At 44.7% G+C, this 18,459-nt stretch carries 11 protein-coding genes; all 11 read right to left on the reverse strand.

Translation table 11 applies throughout. The annotated features are described in order from the left end of the window. Window positions 1-16: 16 nt before the first annotated feature. Window positions 17-1,009: an AAA family ATPase gene (locus IID12_00175; protein MCH8287507.1), complete on the reverse strand. Its 993-nt coding sequence runs from the start codon at window positions 1,007-1,009 to the stop codon at window positions 17-19. 40 nt (window positions 1,010-1,049) lie between these two features. Beyond that, complete coding sequence (locus IID12_00180; protein ID MCH8287508.1) at window positions 1,050-1,547, reverse strand: tetratricopeptide repeat protein; 498 nt, start codon at window positions 1,545-1,547, stop codon at window positions 1,050-1,052. A 210-nt stretch (window positions 1,548-1,757) separates the two neighbouring features. Next, window positions 1,758-4,364: an ATP-dependent chaperone ClpB gene (gene clpB, locus IID12_00185; GenBank protein ID MCH8287509.1), complete on the reverse strand. Its 2,607-nt coding sequence runs from the start codon at window positions 4,362-4,364 to the stop codon at window positions 1,758-1,760. Window positions 4,365-4,391: 27 nt separating this feature from the next. Continuing rightward, window positions 4,392-6,290: a BamA/TamA family outer membrane protein gene (locus IID12_00190; protein MCH8287510.1), complete on the reverse strand. Its 1,899-nt coding sequence runs from the start codon at window positions 6,288-6,290 to the stop codon at window positions 4,392-4,394. Between the two features lie 9 nt (window positions 6,291-6,299). Continuing rightward, window positions 6,300-10,175 carry a translocation/assembly module TamB domain-containing protein gene (locus IID12_00195; GenBank protein ID MCH8287511.1) on the reverse strand — a complete coding sequence of 1,292 codons (3,876 nt, stop codon included), beginning with the start codon at window positions 10,173-10,175 and terminating at the stop codon, window positions 6,300-6,302. Window positions 10,176-10,341: 166 nt separating this feature from the next. Then, complete coding sequence (gene dnaK, locus IID12_00200; GenBank protein ID MCH8287512.1) at window positions 10,342-12,270, reverse strand: molecular chaperone DnaK; 1,929 nt, start codon at window positions 12,268-12,270, stop codon at window positions 10,342-10,344. 183 nt (window positions 12,271-12,453) lie between these two features. Continuing rightward, entirely contained in the window at window positions 12,454-13,905 is a 1,452-nt protein-coding gene (locus IID12_00205; protein ID MCH8287513.1) for a Do family serine endopeptidase, read from the reverse strand. A gap of 39 nt (window positions 13,906-13,944) precedes the next feature. Beyond that, entirely contained in the window at window positions 13,945-14,628 is a 684-nt protein-coding gene (locus IID12_00210; protein ID MCH8287514.1) for a zinc metallopeptidase, read from the reverse strand. Window positions 14,629-14,773: 145 nt separating this feature from the next. Beyond that, a complete protein-coding gene (locus tag IID12_00215) occupies window positions 14,774-17,269 on the reverse strand; it encodes an ATP-dependent Clp protease ATP-binding subunit (protein ID MCH8287515.1) in 2,496 nt (831 codons plus the stop codon). Window positions 17,270-17,529: 260 nt separating this feature from the next. Next, window positions 17,530-18,219: an ABC transporter ATP-binding protein gene (locus IID12_00220; GenBank protein MCH8287516.1), complete on the reverse strand. Its 690-nt coding sequence runs from the start codon at window positions 18,217-18,219 to the stop codon at window positions 17,530-17,532. Then, a complete protein-coding gene (locus tag IID12_00225) occupies window positions 18,212-18,436 on the reverse strand; it encodes a hypothetical protein (protein ID MCH8287517.1) in 225 nt (74 codons plus the stop codon). The genes IID12_00220 and IID12_00225 overlap by 8 nt, the downstream gene beginning before the upstream one ends. Between the last annotated feature and the right edge of the window lie 23 nt (window positions 18,437-18,459).

An 18,459-nucleotide genomic window follows, 5' to 3' on the forward strand; every position in this document is an offset into this window, starting at 1 on the left:
ACTATTTTATGAAAAATCAGGGTACTTCTACAGCGTCGAAAATTCGATCAATTATCATTTCCGTAGTCATCTCTTCGGCTTCCGCTTCGTAAGTCAATATAATCCTGTGTCTCATGACGTCCATTCCAATCGCCCGGATATCCTCCGGCGTTACGTAACCCCTGCGCATGATAAATGCATGGGCTTTCGCCGCAAGCCTGAGAAAAATAGAAGCTCTCGGCGATGCCCCGAAAGCGATCAATCCTTTCAATTCGCTTAAACCGACCGACTCGGGGTCTCTTGTCGCAAAAGTAAGATCGACAATATACCTTTCCACCTTTTCGTCTATATAAACTTCGTCGACTACTTTGCGGGCAGATAGTATCTCCTTCGTGGTTACGACCGGATTCACCTCCGGTATCTCTCCTGTATTTCCCATTCTTTGCATTATCTCCAGCTCCTCCGCCCTGTCGGGATAGTCAACAATGACCTTGAGCATAAAGCGGTCGATCTGAGCTTCGGGAAGCGGATAGGTTCCCTCCTGCTCAATAGGATTTTGGGTCGCCAGAACAAGGAAAGGTACCGGGAGCGGGAACGTCTCCTTTCCGATAGTCACCTGCCTTTCCTGCATAGATTCCAATAGAGCGCTTTGTACCTTAGCCGGAGACCTGTTAATTTCATCCGCGAGTATAAGATTGGAGAAAATCGGTCCCTTTCTCGTTGTGAAAGCACCGTCCTTCGGATTAAATATCAGGGTGCCCACCAGATCCGCAGGCAGAAGATCGGGAGTAAATTGAATCCTCTGAAAATCAGCCTTGATCACTTTCGCCAGCGTGCTGACAGTAAGTGTTTTTGCCAATCCCGGCACCCCCTCGAGAAGGATATGTCCGTCCGCCAATAGACTTATGAGCAGCCGTCTTATCAGCGTTTTTTGCCCTACTATTACCTTATCGATCTCGGCTACAATCTTATCAATAAATTGACTCTCGACTTCTATTTTCGAGTGTAATTTATCTAAATCAACAGCCATCAAATTCGTCCGCCATCAATCTGATCGAGTTGCTTCAGCTTCAATCCGTTCCTGTTATCTTTTTTAACTCGGTTATATCGTCAAGGTCCTTTCCGAGATATTGCAGCTCGAACTCCACTGCCTCCGAAAGGTCGTTTCCCTCGTATTTTTCCTTGAATTCCAGGTACGCCGCCTGCGCTTTGTCATAGTCCTTTACATAATTGGCGTAGATGTAACCGATCATAAACTGTGCTTTGGGCGCCAGATTAGAATCCGGGAATTCGAGGATTATCCGTCTATACTCTACTACCGCCTTGGGATAATCGTTTTTAATGTTTGCGAAACCGTCGGCTAACATAAATCTCGCCTCAGAGGCGTATTCTGATTCAGGATAGTTATCCAATAGTTTCTTAAGCGTTTCCAATGCTTCCTCGTACTTCTCCTGAGATTGCAGCTTCTTTGTCTTGGACCACAGCTCAACATCTGTTTCTTTAATAGAACAGGATGTCAGCATAACGATCGCGGCTGTCATTAAGCAAATGTTACTAATCAATTTCATTTATCACTCCTCCTTAATATCAAAAGTCTGATTCTCCTTCCTGCCGGCAGCGGTACTCTTTAAACAATTGAGACGTATTAAAAGCCACCTTTGGCGTGGAGAAATTTATTATGTTTTAAAAGAAATGCAAGTGCTCTTATGCAAATTATCTTTTTAAACGGTTACTGACGGATTTGAATAATATTTGGAATTCGGGTTCAGGTAACAAACCTATACCTTAACAACCTCAATGCCGGAGCCATTGACGCGCGCTTCCAATTCATCTCCTGCCTTCGCTTCACCGGTCAGCATAAGGTTTGCTACCCTGTCTGTTATCTCCCTTTGCAATAGTCTTTTCAACGGTCTTGCGCCGTATGCGGGATCATATCCTTTTTCCGCAAGCATATCAAGCGCCTCATCCCCAAGCGAGAATTTTATGCCCTGCTCACTTATCTTACTCGAAATCCTATCCAGCTGAATCTTAACGATTTTCCGTACGCTTTCAGCCGTCAAGGGGTGGAAGACCACTATGTCGTCAATCCTGTTCAGAAATTCAGGTTTGAAAGTGCTCTGTAGGAGTTTCTGTACTTCGGCGCTGATTTCTTTGTATATCTCCGGTTCATTTTCCGAGGTCAGCTGCGCCGATTTTTCAACTATAATCGAGGAACCGAGGTTTGAGGTCATTATAAATATCGTATTCCTGAAGTTCACAACACGTCCTTGTCCGTCCGTCATGCGCCCGTCGTCAAGCGCCTGGAGCAGCACATTGAACACATCATTATGGGCTTTTTCGATCTCGTCCATTAAAATTACCGAATACGGTTTTCTTCGAACTGCTTCCGTCAGTTGTCCGCCCTCCTCGTATCCTACGTATCCGGGGGGTGCGCCGATGAGTCGCGACACTGAATGCTTCTCCATGTACTCGGACATGTCAAGCCGAATTATGGCATCTTCGTCGTCAAACAAAAACTCAGCCAAACCTTTGGCGAGTTCTGTCTTGCCGACTCCCGTTGAACCTATAAAAATAAATGAACCGAGCGGACGTGATTCCTCCTGGAGTCCGACTCTCGCACGTTTGACCGCGTCAGATACTGATTTAATCGCCTCCGGCTGGCCGATAACCCGTCTGCCGAGCCTTTCTTCCATGTGAAGCAATTTATCACGTTCCCCCTCCATCATCCTGCTGACAGGAATATTGGTCCATTGAGAGATTACCTCTGCGATGTCCTCTTCATCTATTTCTTCTCTCAGCAGCCTCTTGTCCTTCTGGAGTTTTTTCAGGTTATCGTTTAATTTATCCGCTTCAGCCTTGAGCTCGATCAACCTCCCGTGCTTCAACTCAGCGGCTTTTTCGTAATCACCTTCTGATTCAGCCTTGCCGTAAGCGGTTCGGGCAGACTCTATCTCTTCTTTTACTTCTCTGAGTCTCCCGATTACTACCTTCTCGGCCGTCCACTGTCCCCTTAAGTTCTCGGCGTCCTTATGAAGGGTTTTCAGCTGCTTATCCAGTTCTTTTACTCTATTTTTTGAATCATCTTCCTTAATCAGAGCGGCTCGCTCTATTTCCAGCTGAGTCACCTTCCGTTCGAGCTCATCGAGTTCCGCGGGCATACTGTCAATTTCAATTCTCAACCTACTTGCCGCTTCGTCGATAAGGTCTATTGCCTTGTCCGGAAGAAAACGGTCGGGGACATACCTGTTCGAGAGATTTACGGCGGCGACGAGTGCGGCGTCTTTTATCTTAATACCGTGGTGTATCTCGTAACGGTCGCGTAATCCTCTCAGAATACTTATTGCATCCTCTATGTTCGGCTCGTTCACCATGATAGGTTGGAATCTTCTCTCGAGTGCGGCGTCTTTTTCAATGTGTTTCCTGTACTCGTCTATGGTAGTCGCTCCTATGACCTTAAGTTCCCCGCGTGCGAGCGGTGGTTTCAGGATGTTGCTTGCGTCAACCGATCCTTCAGCAGCGCCGGCGCCGACTACGGTGTGAAGCTCGTCGATGAACAAGATTACATCACCGTTCGATTCCTCTACCTCTTTTATGACCGCTTTCAATCTATCTTCAAATTCGCCTCTGAACTTCGCCCCGGCGATAAGAGTACCCATATCCAACGTAACTATGCGTTTATCTTTCAGTCCTTCGGGAACGTCGCCGCTCACTATTCTGAACGCAATTCCTTCTACAATTGCAGTCTTACCAACCCCCGGATCTCCTATTAGAACAGGATTATTTTTTGTTCTTCGGGAAAGAACCTGCATCACACGCCTTATCTCCTCTTCTCTTCCGATTACGGGATCGAGTTTGCCTTTGCTTGCAAGCTCGTTCAGGTCGCTTCCGTACCTTTTTAACGCCTGGTATTTCTCCTCAGGATTTTGATCGGTTATTCTTTGGCTCCCTCTTATCTCCTGTAATACACTCAGAATTGATTCTCTGCTCACACCCTGTTCAGCGAGAACGGCACTCACTCCACCCGAGTTTGCGTCAGACATCGCGAGTAGCAAATGCTCGTTGCTGATATACTCATCCTTTAGATTTTCCGATTCTTTTAGGGCGCTTTTTAATAACCCGTCCAATTCGCGTGACAGCTGCGGGCTGCCGATTCCGCTTCCCGTTGATTTTGGAAGTTTGGAAAGCAGTTTATCCAGCGATTCGATCAACTTTTGTGGTTGAACTCCCAGCTTACTCATAACCGCGATTGTGGTATTTTGCTCATCAAGAAGCATAGCTTTCAAAAGATGCCCGCTTGTGAATTCCGGATTGTTTAGCGCGGAAGCTAGCTCCTGTGCTTTTTTCAGAGATTCCTGAGCGCGAAAAGTAAATTTTTCAAAAGAAATCATCTATCTGTTTCCCGATAGTTACGTTTAAAAGGCAAACAACAGCCCGAAATGCAGCCTGCTTCGCTCACCCGTATCATCTTCATCGGGATCGAGTTTGTAGCCATAATCGAGTCTTACCGGTCCCATTGGCGTTAATAATGAAAATCCTACACCTGCTGAATATTTTAGCTTTGTAGGAGATACCCTGCTGAATTCATCCCAGAGATTTCCTCCGTCAATGAATAATTGTCCTCCGAATCTCCAAAATACGGGAAAACGAAGTTCAATGTTGGATAGCAACTTGTAAATTCTGGAGACGGCTCCGCTCGGATTCAGGGTGAAATCCTGCAATTGAAGCTCCTCATATCCCCTTACCGAAGTTCCGCCGCCAAGGAAGAACCTGTCGAAAAATGGAATTGACGTATTTTTACCGAACGAGCTGATGAATCCTCCTTTAAGCCTTGTTGCAATTGTCCAGGATTTGTTCAAAAAGAACGGCTGGTATCTGCTCCACGAGACTTCTGCTCTGTAAATATCACTTGTATCCCCTCCTAAAAATCCACCGGCAAATTTAGCATCAAGCGAAAGGATCGAGCCTTTTGTAGGCAAGAAAATGTTCCTTCTCTTATCGTTGATTATCAGAAGATTTATCGACCGTTGATTATCTTCCTCACGAATTCCCAACGAATCTGACAGGGCACTGCTGAGGTCACCGATTACCCTTGTTATTGTTATTCCCAGTGCCAGGCGGGCGGTAAACTCCTCGCTGTATTTCTTAAATAATGCTATATCACCGCCGAACCTCGTTAGAGTGATCTCTTCCGGTTCAATCAATCGCTCCCGCTCGATAAACGTTCTAAAGGTCGTCGGCGCTCTTTGCCCGAGTATCCATGGTTCCGTATAACTTGCCTCGAATCTCGTCTGACCGCTCGAAATATCGGTTATACCGACAGACGCATTTCCTTTAAACCGCAGGAGCCGTCCGGTCGAAAATAAATTCCTGTTATACCATTCAGCAACTACGTTCAGATCAGTGACTGGTTCAGTCGACCCGGCTATCCTGCGCTGCTTGAATCCTATTTCACCACCGAGTTGCCGCATCTTCCTTTCCCGGACGTTCACTATAAGATTTAGCCTTTTATTGACGGTATCGGTCCGGACCGGATCGATAGTTACGTTTGAAAACAATCCCGTTTCGAAAATTCGTTTCTGACTTTCACGTATCTTTTCAATATTATATTTCTCATCCCGATTAAACGTCAACTCGCGAAGTACGATTTCGGGTTTAACTTGCTGAGTGCCGGAAACCAGGACGCTGTCCAAAAAGATCGTATCGTTTTCCTTGATATCTATCACTACAGTGACTTCATCATCTCCTGTGAGATGATTTCGAAATTGGGCAAACGGTTTGCCCCGTGTTTGGTATGCTGTTCTTACTGCTGCAATGTCTTTTCGCAGCAGGTACGGATTGAGAGGCTCACCGAGCTTGGAATCGAACATCCTGAGTATTTCGGTGTCGGCAATAAGGTCATTTCCCCGGATATTTATCTCCTTAATCTTGATTCGCTTACCCTCATTGACCTTCACATGGATGATAATATCTTTCCGGTCGATAATTTCGAACGAGTCACTCACAGCGGCATATATGTAGCCTTTACTCTCGTAATATTTCCTGATTGAGGCCCTATCGAGCTGGAGAATTCTTGCGTTGAATTCGGATCCTTTCCTCAAAAAAGAGGGAAAACCGGGAGACTTCAAGTTCATCTGACCCCTGAGCGTCCCGTCTGAAATATTTTCATTTCCTGAAAATCTTATCTCTTTGACTCGCAGTAGTGATTGAGCGTTCACATCAGGGGCTGAATTGAGTATCAGCATGGGAATAATAAAGAGCAGCCATCCCCGCCGGTGTATGGTTTTAACGCTGTTTATGATTCTTCGAATCAATTATTTATACTAATATTGAAACCTTAATTTATAACTTACGTGCAGAAGTCCATACTCCGTATCAACGTTTCCAGCCAAAGAGCTGATTTTGTTAATTCTATACTCCACTCCAATCTGCTGAGATGAGGCTAACCGTTGAAGCCCCTTCTGATAGGTTACATAAAAGCTTCTGGATATTTGTCTTCCCAGCAGCAGCTCTGCATTTCTATAGCCTTGCAACGTACCTGATTCCGTTTGAAGTTCAAATATATCTAATCCGGCGAGTTGTCCCCCGAGTTCTTCCAAACTCTTTTCTAAATAACTGGTAGCCATCAGCCCAACACCCGTTCCCAATCCGGTGGTTGATATAACGCTTCCGGATTGTTTAAAGTTTATCAATGAAAGAATTTCGCTCTCGCTGTAGCCGCTCTCAGACTCGAAATTGTAGGTCGGTTTCTCGAGCGTGCCGCCCATCTCAACAGTGATTTTTTCGCTATCTTTCCCGACCCCTATAGTAGTCGTGGCAACAATGTCAAAAGTCGGATTGAACTCGTATGGATCAAAACCCACCTCAGCTCTTTCAATCGTGAACGTATCATTGATGTAATAGAATTTCCCTTTAATGGCGGATATGTTACCCGAAAAATTATACTCCTCCTGAGGCCGTTTAATTATCCAGATATCTCCGCTAAACTCTATATCCGCCTGACTGTTCTTCAGGTAAAACTTATCGGGTGATTGAGCATGGATGTTATACACGAGATACGGGATCGATTCCTCTATTACCTCTTCCGTAAGCTCCTCGACAAACTCTGCTCTGATGGTTACAAAGTCCGGCTGCAGCTCGCCCGTTATTTCTATTGTGTCCTGACCGGTTATCGTTAGATCGACATCAGTGACCGACTCTAAATTACCCAAAATACTCAGTATGTATAATTGTTCACCCTTAAACTTCAGATCCAGAATCGGTCTGAAAAAGGAGCTGAAATCAATCTCTCCTGTTATCTCAAAATGATTTGGATTGACTTCCGTATCACTTTTGAATATATCGCCGATACCGGAAAATATGCCGGAAGTTTTTTGCAATAGACGGCCTATCAACCCGCCTTTTTTTCCGCCTTCCATCTTACCGGACAGGGACACAATTCTCCCCATGTTCTTTTCGATCAGGAATTCACCTTCAATCTTACTCGGAGAATTCTGTAGAAGGTTCGTATCAACTCTTCCGTTTTTTACCAATATACGTGCGTCCCTGACCGGAGATAAAAAGGATCCGGAAAGCATGAATTCAATGTCAAATTCGCCTTTTATTTCATCGATATCGGTAAAATAAGGCGATATAAAATGCAAATCATTACTCAAGCCTCTGACATTCAACTCTATTGGGCGGTCCAGCTTTCTTCCCTCCACTTTCCAGAGGGCTAAATTTATCGGGACATATCCATCCCCGGAGTACTCACCATTTTCTGTAGTGGCTTTTAGGTCTTTGAACACCAGAAGCGAATCATGATAAGTGCCCGACCCGTCTAATTTCTTGAATGATACCAAATCATACCATCCATCACGAATTTCCAGATCATATACAACATCGGGTTCTAAGAAAGTATTACTCACTTCGATTATTCCGGTGACAGAACCTCCAATTGGCTGTTTAAACGGGTTATACTCTCTATAAGTAAACAAATTAACGTTGTTAAAAATTGTGGTCAGCTCGAGTATGTCATCTTTCGATACCGCCTTTTCCGTCCATATCAGTTTGTTATGATCCATATCAACGAATCCGGAAAATTCTATCCAGGAGTCCTCGCTTTCGCTCACCTTGAGTTTATTCAGTATCAATCTGTCGCTTTCGTGCAAGACGTCAACAGATACTTTCTCGAATGAAAAATCTCCGAAGATTGCCTTTTCGACGTTCAAGAGAAGTTTAATCGTCAGATTCTCTTTCGAATTCGAGAATACCAAAGCGCCTGAAGCTATTCCACCAAACTCTTTTTCGCTATCCATTATGTCCGAGATCGGTTGCAAATCGACCGTTCGTATCAAGAGGATGCTTGCGAGATTATCTGTTTCCCTATTCCACTCCATCGAAAAATCGACGCTGCCGCCTATCAACTCTATCGCAACCGGTTCGATTGTCAAGAGCTCTTTGTTCATGATTCCGCGGATAGATTCTTTGCTGCTTATTTTATAGCCTTGATACTTTCCGCTGAGCGAATCGACCTCGAATTGTCCGCTTTCTTCGATCCAGCCGACAAGTTTCACAAAATCGCCGCCGTTTTCCGCTTTGAAATTCTCAATGAAGAACTTGCCGCCTGCGAGCTTGGTAGAAATATCCAATGAGGCAATGCTGATGTTTTGCACTTTACCGTTTTCAAGGTGGAAAAACCCATTTCCCTCCCTTGCAGTGCTCAAATTGTTAAGAACAAATATTCCCTCCGCCGACTCAAAATTTCCCTTTTCGCCAACTAATTCATTGATATTAAATTTGCCGGCAATGTTGAGGTCAGCGATGTTACCGGACAGGGTTAAATTTGCCGTCAACTTGCCCTGAATTTCATTTACTCCAATCAAGCTGGATATCTCATTTAGATTATTGGAAGTGATGGATATGTCGGTGTTGATTATCTGATTAAATCCTAATCTCCCGCTCGCATCTAAGGACGATTCTTTTAGTAATACGGACAACTTTTCAATGTTTACAGATTCATCCTTGATGCTGATAGACGCTACGGCGCTTTCTATGTCAATATCAGCAACCTGCGACCGGGAGATATTCAACTCACCGTGAAGCGTTAATGTTTCCTTAGAATATCCGGAGCCATTGAATATAACATTCCCATTTATACTCGATCTGATCTCTCCAACATCCAGCTTGCTCAGATCTAAATTCTCAAAGTTGAGTTCTCCGGAAAAATTTCCTCTTCTTGTAATACGGCCATTTCCCTCAATTTTCGCGCCGTCGATTATACCGTCGAGATTCACTAATTCGAGTTTATCGCCGGTGTAACCTCCCGAAAGATTGAATTCTTCAAATTTCTTTCCACCCGCTTCGCCATAAGCGGAGAAGTTAAACCCGAGGTCTGAGAGCTCACCCCCAACGTTGCCCACGATTGAAACCTTCCCATCCAATTCGATTTTCTGACCGAGAAATTCTAAGATATCCCCAAACGAATTGATGTCCGCCGCCATATCCAAACCCATCTGCAGCCTCGGACTGGTTTCCATCCATCCGCTTACAATTACGTCACAATCAAGCGCTGTAAACTGTAACGACTCGTAACGCCATCCTTCTTCGGAATAAATTACACTGCCGGATAATCCCTCTAATACCAAATTCCTTGAAGGGTAATCAAAGCCTCCGTCTTTCAGACTAATCTCCATATTGCCGTCATCCATAAAAAACGAACCGCGAAGATTCAGATTCTCGATCAAATATCTGAAATTACCCTCTGATATTTCAAAAGAACCATCTTCAATGACTAATGACGAAATGGAAATCTCCCTCCCTGTTCCTAACGTGGAATCATCCTGTGCGGCATATTTTTTGCCCTTATTCAAATTCAAATAAATATATGGTTTTACGAATTTCAGCTCTTTCAGAATGAATTGACCTCTTAGCAGTTCCCACAGACTGTATTTTAATATCAGTTTCTCCGAATAAACTTCGAATGATTCTAAAGAATCCGAGTAGCTTAATTTTTGGATTTCAAATCCATTTAAAAGATTTCCGGAAATTCCCTTCATGATAAATTGAGAGCCTTTATCAGTAGCAAATTCTTCATTCAGCGTCGCTTCTATCTGATTTCTGTACATATTCGGTTGGAATATAAAAATCAGCAGTCCGATGATACCTACTAATAGTACCAGGCTTAGTGAAGTTAAAAATAATTTAAGATGTTTTTTCATATCTTATTCGGCACACTTATCCATTATAAGGAAAATATCACTATATTCATCTTATCGCAAGTATTAAACCCGTAATCCATTATCTTCCCTCCTAAATACGCCAATGGCGAAGAACTTTAGTCCCTCGCCATTTAACTACATAAATACCAAAAAGTTGCGGAAATTATTAGTTTTTCGGGTCTACCTCCTCAAAATCAGCCTCTTCAACCTCTTCTTCGGCTTTGGCTTTAGATTCACCCTTTTTCTCTTCTTCAACGTCCGGAGCCGTTTCCTGCTCCTTATATTGATCATATAATTCAGAGGAAATTTCGCTCCAAAGTGTATTCATGTCATCAGACGCTGATTTTATCTCTTCTTGATCGGTTCCTTCGAGCGCTTTTTGCAATCTGTCACGCGCCGCACCAAGCTTTGCTTTCGAATCTTCACTTAGTTTTGCATCCATTTCCTTCAGATTTTTTTCAGTCTGGTAAACAAGTTGGTCTGCGCTGTTTCTCAGATCTATCTCTTCGCGCTTTTTCTTATCATCCGATTCGTGGCTCTTCGCATCATCAACCATCTTCTGAATTTCCTCTTCTGACAGACCGCTTGACGCTTCAATCCTTATGCTTTGCTCTTTATCGGTAGCCTTATCTTTTGCAGCAACATGCAGGATACCATTCGCGTCTATATCAAACTCGACCTCTATCTGGGGCACCCCTCTCTGCGCAGGCGGGATTCCTTCAAGATGAAATCTTCCTATAGTTCTGTTATTTACAGCCATATCTCTTTCACCTTGAAGAACGTGTATCTCAACACTGGTCTGATTTTCCGACGCTGTTGAGAATATTTCCGATTTCTGAGTGGGAATTGTAGTATTCTTTTCTATTAATTTTGTGAATACACCGCCCAGAGTCTCTATACCGAGTGAAAGGGGCGTTACGTCCATCAGCAGCACGTCGGTCACGTCACCGGTAAGTATTCCACCCTGAATAGCCGCTCCGACCGCTACCACTTCATCTGCGTTGACTCCCCTGTTCGGTTCCTTACCAAAAAGCTCTTTGACAACTTCCTGAACTTTTGGAATCCTTGTCGAACCACCGACCAGTACCACTTCGTCAATATCGGAAGTTTTCAATTTTGCATCCTTCAAGGCGTTGACACACGGAGCCTTCAGATTCTCGAGGTTGTCGTCAATCAACTCTTCAAACTTCGCCTGGGTCAAGTCGATGTTAAGATGTTTCGGTCCCGCCGAGTCGGCAGTTATAAACGGCAAATTAATTGTAGTTTTCGAGCTGCTCGACAGTTCGATCTTCGCTTTTTCAGCTGCTTCCTTCAAGCGTTGCAGAGCCATCGGATCCGCCGAAAGATCAATCCCCTCCTGTTTTTTGAACTCATCGACAAGCCAGAGAATAATCTTTTGGTCGAAATCATCTCCGCCCAAATGCGTGTCCCCGCTGGTTGATAGTACTTCAAATGTTCCTATCTCGGGGTCCAACTGCAAGATAGATATATCGAATGTGCCTCCGCCGAGATCAAAGACCGCTATTTTCTCATCTTTTCTGTCGCCTTCTTTCTTATCGAGACCATAAGCCAGTGAAGCGGCTGTCGGTTCGTTTATGATCCTCTTTACGTCAAGACCCGCAATCTTACCCGCATCCTTCGTAGACTGACGCTGTGCATCATTAAAATATGCCGGAACAGTTATGACGGCTTCCGTAACCTTTTCTCCAAGGTAATCTTCCGCCGTCTGTTTCATCTTTTGCAGCACCATAGCGCTTAATTCGGGGGGAGAATACTCCTTATCGTCAATTTTCACACGGGCTAATCCTTCCTTCCCTTTAACGACTTTATACGGAACTTGCTTGATTTCCTCTTTTACTTCCGAGTATTTTCTGCCCATAAATCTTTTAATCGAAAAAATAGTGTGTTCCGGATTGGTGATTGCCTGTCTCTTCGCAGCTTGACCCACTAATCGTTCACCGTCTTTGGTGAACGCCAACACAGACGGTGTTGTCCGTGACCCTTCCGAATTTGTGATAACTTTTGCCTCGCTGCCTTCCATTACCGCCACGCACGAGTTAGTGGTTCCAAGATCAATTCCTATTATCTTACTCATATTAAAATTCCTCCTTTTTGCAAATAATCCAAGTCGCAGTTATCCTTTTGACCATATACAATGCAAGATACGTACCAATAAGGCAGAAAAGAGGTTAAGATGTTGATAATTCAGAATATACGTTCAAGAACCACTGATATTCTGTTTACTGATATATGCCATTATGGCATATATTGCTGTCTGTTAGTCACCCCAATAGCGTAAAGCAACAAAATTTCTGTTGTTCCGGCGGATAATCCGGAGCAGTATTATCTCGCCTTCTTTCACTTTATCGAGCTTCCGTTCAAATTCGCTTACACTACCGATCGGCGTGCCGTTAAGAGACTCTATTATATCCCCCTTTTGAATAAACTTCTCCGCAGCGGCGCTGCGTCTTTTGACTTTTGCAACCATGACTCCCTCCTTGGAATCATTTCTAATCGCAATGAGAGGATTCCATCCCACTCCCGCATTCGACCTATTCTCAAGCAGAAGACCCAAAACCGGTTTATCCCTTTTATCATCCGATTTACTTGCTGACGGCTTGGATTTTATTTCCCTCTCCCTCAGGACCACTGAAATCTTTTTAGCCCTCCCTCCTCTGACCACCGTCAGAAGGATTTTCTCACGCGGAGCGTAGCCCGCTATTACCGCCTGAAGTGCGTTTGCCCTGTCAACGCTTTTCCCGTCAACATGCGTGATTACATCTCCGATTTTAAGATCCGATTTCTCTGCTGCTCCGCCCTGAACGAAGTTGTTTACGATTACTCCTCTGACTCCATCTAATTTGAGATACTCCGCAAGGTCTTCATCCACGTTTCCTATGTTGATACCGATATAACCGCGGCGCACCTCGCCGAATTCCATGAGATCGTCCATGACATGACGGGCTAAATTAGAAGGTATTGCGAATCCGTAACCCGCATATACGCCTGTACGGCTTGCGATTGCGGTGTTTACACCTATAACCTTACCGCTTGTGTCGATCAACGGACCGCCGCTGTTTCCCGGGTTTATGACCGCGTCTGTCTGGATGAAATTTTCAACGGCATATCCTCTTGTCGGCGCACTCAGATCCCTTCCAACTATGTTAATATCCCTGCCCTTGGCGCTGACGATTCCGGCAGTGACCGTTGCTTCAAGTCCGAGAGGGCTTCCCAATGCTATCACCCAGTCGCCTATCTTTGATAGGTCTGAGTCTGCGAAATCTACCGGAATTAAATTATCCGCATCTATCTTGAGAAGGGCAAGGTCTGTCAGGGAATCAAGACCGACTATTTTCGCTCTGTAGACCTTATGATTAAGAAACGTCACTTTGAGCCGCTCCGCCCCGGCGACCACATGATGATTTGTTAATATATAACCGTCAGTTGTTACGACAAAACCCGATCCGCCCCCTACTCTGGGTATTTCATCATCAAATTCGCCGTCTCTGTCATCCCGAAATAGATGAAATTGACGCAAGTCTGAGGTTTTGACTAATCTTATAGATTCTATGCTGACCACAGATTTCAAAGCTTTTTCTGCCGTCTTTGAAAAAGAATTATCCGGTCCTATCTGTGCCGTTAATACAGCTGTCTTTAACAGAAAGGTTATCGCGATTGCAAAGACCGCGCAGGAAATTAATCTTCGTTTTCCGATTATACCATTATTCATCGTTATCTCCTTCGGGGAAGTGAATCAGTTACTATTTATCTAATGCCTTTGCCTTAAAATCAACAATCTGACTAACTGTGAGGCCGCAACAGCCGCGGCGGCTACATACGTCATCGCGGCGGCGTTAAGAACCGCCTTGGCTCCTTCTGAATCTTCCCGTGTGATGTAACCTCCGCTGTCAAGTTGGGCAAGCGCTCTTTTGCTTGCGTTGAACTCCACCGGAAGCGTCACAAGTTGGAATATCAGAGTAGCGGCAAATAATACAATTCCGACGTCTATCAGCTGCGGAATCGCCAGGATCATTCCGGCGAGGAAGAGCCAGATCCAGGTAGTCGATCCCAGCCTGGCAACCGGATAAAACGCATGCCGTAATTTCAACGGAGTATAGTCCGTATTATCCTGTATGGCGTGTCCCACTTCATGTGCGGCTACTCCAATTGAGGCGACTGAGCTGCCGTTGAAATTCAAACTGGACAATCTAACCTTTCGCGCCTTCGGATCGTAATGGTCCGTCAAGTTTCCCTGAATCTCTTCAACCTCGACGTCAGTGATATTATTACGTTCGAGCAGGCTTTTCGCTATCTGAGAACCGCTCACACCGGACTTCGAGGGTATTTTGCTGTATTTTTTAAACGTGCTTTTTACCTTCCATTGAGCGGCAAGAGCAAAAAGCAGCGCCGGTATGAGAAGCAACATCGTTGAGTCCCAAAAAAAGAACGGCATTTAATCTCTCCTTATTCTTTTAAACATCATTCCCGGATATAATTCATCATTTGTAAAACGAGTATCCCGATATTTCGTTTATTCTTCCCAAATTAAAAACCCGACGACTTATATGCCATCGGGTTAATTTACGCAAAAAACCCTTTTAAGTTACAGGATCCTCTTTCACCTTGCTGTCTTTTTTCACCAAATTCTTTACTTTATCACGGGTTACTTTCTTGCGGTCGACTTCAGAAAAAGTCAATTCTCCCTTAGATACCGCAACTTTTACGATACTCCCCTCAGAAAATACTCCCGAGAGCAGACGTTCGGCAATAGGATCCTCAAGTTCCTTTTCGATCGTCCGTCTCATTGGACGTGCGCCCATATCCCTGTTATATCCTTTCTCCAACAAATGAGATTTGACCGCTCTTGATAAGCGTAGTTCTAACTGACGGCTGAGTAATCTTTCCCGAATTTCTTCGATCATAATATCTATGATCTGCATTACGCTATCACGGTCGAGCTCTTTAAAGGAGACGACTTCGTCTATCCTGTTCAAGAATTCCGGGTTAAATATCTTTTTTGCTTCCTCTATTACCTTCTTTTTAATCTCTTCATTGCGAGACTTCTTGTCTTCTTTGCCGAATCCAAGATTCTTTGACCGCAGCAACCTACCGCCTATATTGGACGTGAGAATTAGAATCGTGTTCCTAAAATCGACTTTCCTTCCGAAACTATCTGTCAGCGAACCGTCATCAAGAATTTGGAGTAATATGTTGAAGATATCGTAATGAGCCTTCTCGATCTCGTCGAAGAGCACCACCGAGTATGGACGCCGCCTCACCTTTTCGGTCAGGTCTCCTCCCTCTTCGTATCCTACGTATCCCGGAGGAGCGCCGACAAGTCTTGAAACGCTGAATTTCTCCATATATTCCGACATGTCAATACGGATGAAGGACTCGTCATCCTGAAACAGATATTTTGCGAGGACTTTTGCGAGCTCGGTCTTTCCTACTCCCGTAGGACCAAGAAATATGAAAGAGCCGATCGGCCGGCTTGGATCCTTTAGTCCCGCTCTCGCCCTGCGAATCGATCTCGATAGGTGACTTATCACCTCGTCCTGTCCGACTATTTTTTTCTTAAGTTCCTCTTCGATTTTCTTAAGTTTTTCAAATTCCGATTCCGCAACCCTGTTTACAGGGATACCGGTCATAACCGAGACGACATCGGCGATGTCATCTTCGGTAACCTCAACAAGATTATTTTCCTGTTCTTGATCCCAAGCCTTCCTGTGCAAATTCAGTTCGTCAGTCAGTTTCCGTTCGGTGTCGCGAATCTCGGCGGCTTTTTCGAAATTCTGAGTTTTTACCACTTCTTCCTTACGTTTCCGGAGCGCATCGATCTTGCCTTCAAGTTTTACCACTTCTTCCGGAACAATTATGTTCGACAGATGAACACGTGAGCCGGTCTCGTCCATTACGTCAATTGCCTTATCGGGCAGATACTTGTCGGTTATATATCTTTCGCTGAGTTTTACGGCGGCTTCAAGCGCCTTATCAGAATACTTTACATGGTGGTGATCTTCGTATCTGGATTTCAATCCATTCAATATCTTCAGAGATTCTTCAACCGTAGGAGGGTTTACCATAATCTTTTGGAATCTTCTTTCAAGGGCGCCGTCTTTTTCGATGTATTTTCTGTACTCATCGAGTGTGGTTGCCCCTATACATTGAATCTCACCTCTTGCAAGAGCGGGCTTGAACATATTTGAAGCGTCGAGCGAACCGGAAGCGGCGCCGGCGCCGACTATAGTGTGCAATTCATCTATGAAAAGTATGATATCTTTACTTTTCTCAAGTTCGTTCATAATAGCCTTCATTCTTTCTTCAAACTGACCGCGGTACTTCGTCCCCGCTACCATTGATGAAAGATCAAGGGTCACAACCTTTTTATCGAACAGGACTCTCGGGACCAACTTTTCGATTATCCGAAGAGCGAGCCCTTCAGCAATCGCTGTTTTACCCACACCGGGTTCGCCTATCAGTACCGGATTGTTTTTCTTCCTGCGGGAGAGTATCTGCGACACCCTCTCTATCTCCTTCTCACGCCCGATCACCGGATCAAGTTTTCCTTCCAAAGCCATTTTGGTAATATCGGTTCCGAAATGATCAAGGGCGGGTGTTTTTGCGTCTTTCTTCGACTGTATTGGAGAAATATCCTCCGATCCCTCAAGAATCCGCTCGAGTTCACTGTAAATCAGGTCGTAATCGACTCCGAGAGTTCCCAGCACTTCCGACGCAACGCTGTCAACCTCCTCGGCAATCGCAAGCAACAGGTGCTCACTGTCTATGATATCCGATTTAAAACTTTTCGCTTCTTGATAAGTGGATTTTAATATCTTCTCCGCCCGCTTCGTCAGCGGAAGATTACCGAGAGTCATCGTACCGCCGGAGGTGCGTACTGCGTCTTCCAGAGAACGTTTCAGCTCGTCCAATTCAACGCCAAGATTGGTAAGCACCTCAATTGCAAGCCCGTCACCCTGCCTGATTATTCCAAGCAGCAAATGTTCCGCACCGATGTAATTATGCCCGAGCCTTAATGCCTCTTCCCGGGAAAATTGAATGACCATCTGCACTCGTTTGGAAAAATTATTTTTCAAGTATCAGCTTTCTCCTTAAAGTCAGTTCAATCTCTTTGGTGTTTTTAGTCTGGCTGTACTTCTTATTACACCTGTTTAAGGTAATCTCAATTTCCATGATAGTCAAGTGTTTAAACCGCCTGATACAGCAAAATTTAGCCTAAATTCCATTTCCTTCTCTCGTTTCACATCCATCCCCCTACTTCTTTATTAACGGCACGATCCTTAAATATGTTCACTGTTTTGCGGAAATATATTTTTGGGTTTTCCGGAACAATCTATTATTCTTTAATATATCCATCTACCAGACGAATAATTCTATCCGTTTTATTTGCGAGTTCTTCATTATGCGTCACTATCAAGAAGGTTTGCTGATTTTCTTCCCTCAGTTTCCAGATTAACTCATACATCTCTTCGGCGTTCTCTCTGTCGAGATTTCCTGTGGGTTCATCGGCAAGTATCAGCTTGGGATCATTTACTATTGCGCGCGCAATGGCGACGCGCTGCCGCTCTCCTCCGGAAAGTTCTGAAGGTTTGTGCGATCCCCTTTTGGAGAGCCCGACGTCGTTCAAAAGGCTCGTCGTCCGCTCGTGGATCATCTCTTTCGGCTTGCCGGCTAATAGTGCCGGAAGCATCACGTTCTCGAATGCAGAGAGTTCCGGAAGAAGGTGGTGAAACTGGAATATAAATCCGATAGTGGAATTTCGAAATTCGGCGAGCTCATCATCATTTTTCGAAAAGAGATCTTCGCCATTAATTAAAACTTCTCCCGATGACGGTCTATCGAGCGCGCCGATTAGATTCAGCAGAGTACTCTTTCCAACTCCCGACGGTCCGACTATAGCTACAATTTCGCCCCTGGAAACTCCGATGGAAACTCCCCTCAGCACCTCCACTTCGCCTCCGGAAGAAAAATAAGTTTTTCTTAGATCCCTGGTCAACAGTATGACGTTGTTTGCGCTGTCACTCATATCTGATCGCCTCAACCGGAAGTAGATTTGCTGCCTTGCGGGCAGGGTATAGAGTCGCCAATAATCCAAGGAGCGCTGACAGCAGCGCGATGGAAATCAATTCGATCAGGGAGAGTTCTACAGGCAGAACGCTGATGAAATATACGTCCGAAGGGAGTTTCAATATTCCGTATTCACCCTGGAGGTAAACAAGGGTTACTCCCATCAGAAGTCCCACAGCGATTCCTATAACTCCAGAAA

This window comes from Candidatus Neomarinimicrobiota bacterium, assembly GCA_022567655.1.
In the GTDB taxonomy this organism is placed as follows: domain Bacteria; phylum Fidelibacterota; class SORT01; order SORT01; family SORT01; genus JADFGO01.

Coding starts and splice junctions, on each gene's coding strand:
- IID12_00180 (MCH8287508.1), bottom strand. CDS start 1,547: ATGAAATTGATTAGTAACATTTGCTTAATGACAGCCGCGATCGTTATG.
- IID12_00220 (MCH8287516.1), bottom strand. CDS start 18,219: ATGAGTGACAGCGCAAACAACGTCATACTGTTGACCAGGGATCTAAGA.
- IID12_00175 (MCH8287507.1), bottom strand. CDS start 1,009: ATGGCTGTTGATTTAGATAAATTACACTCGAAAATAGAAGTCGAGAGT.
- dnaK (MCH8287512.1), bottom strand. CDS start 12,270: ATGAGTAAGATAATAGGAATTGATCTTGGAACCACTAACTCGTGCGTG.
- IID12_00205 (MCH8287513.1), bottom strand. CDS start 13,905: ATGAATAATGGTATAATCGGAAAACGAAGATTAATTTCCTGCGCGGTC.
- IID12_00195 (MCH8287511.1), bottom strand. CDS start 10,175: ATGAAAAAACATCTTAAATTATTTTTAACTTCACTAAGCCTGGTACTA.
- IID12_00210 (MCH8287514.1), bottom strand. CDS start 14,628: ATGCCGTTCTTTTTTTGGGACTCAACGATGTTGCTTCTCATACCGGCG.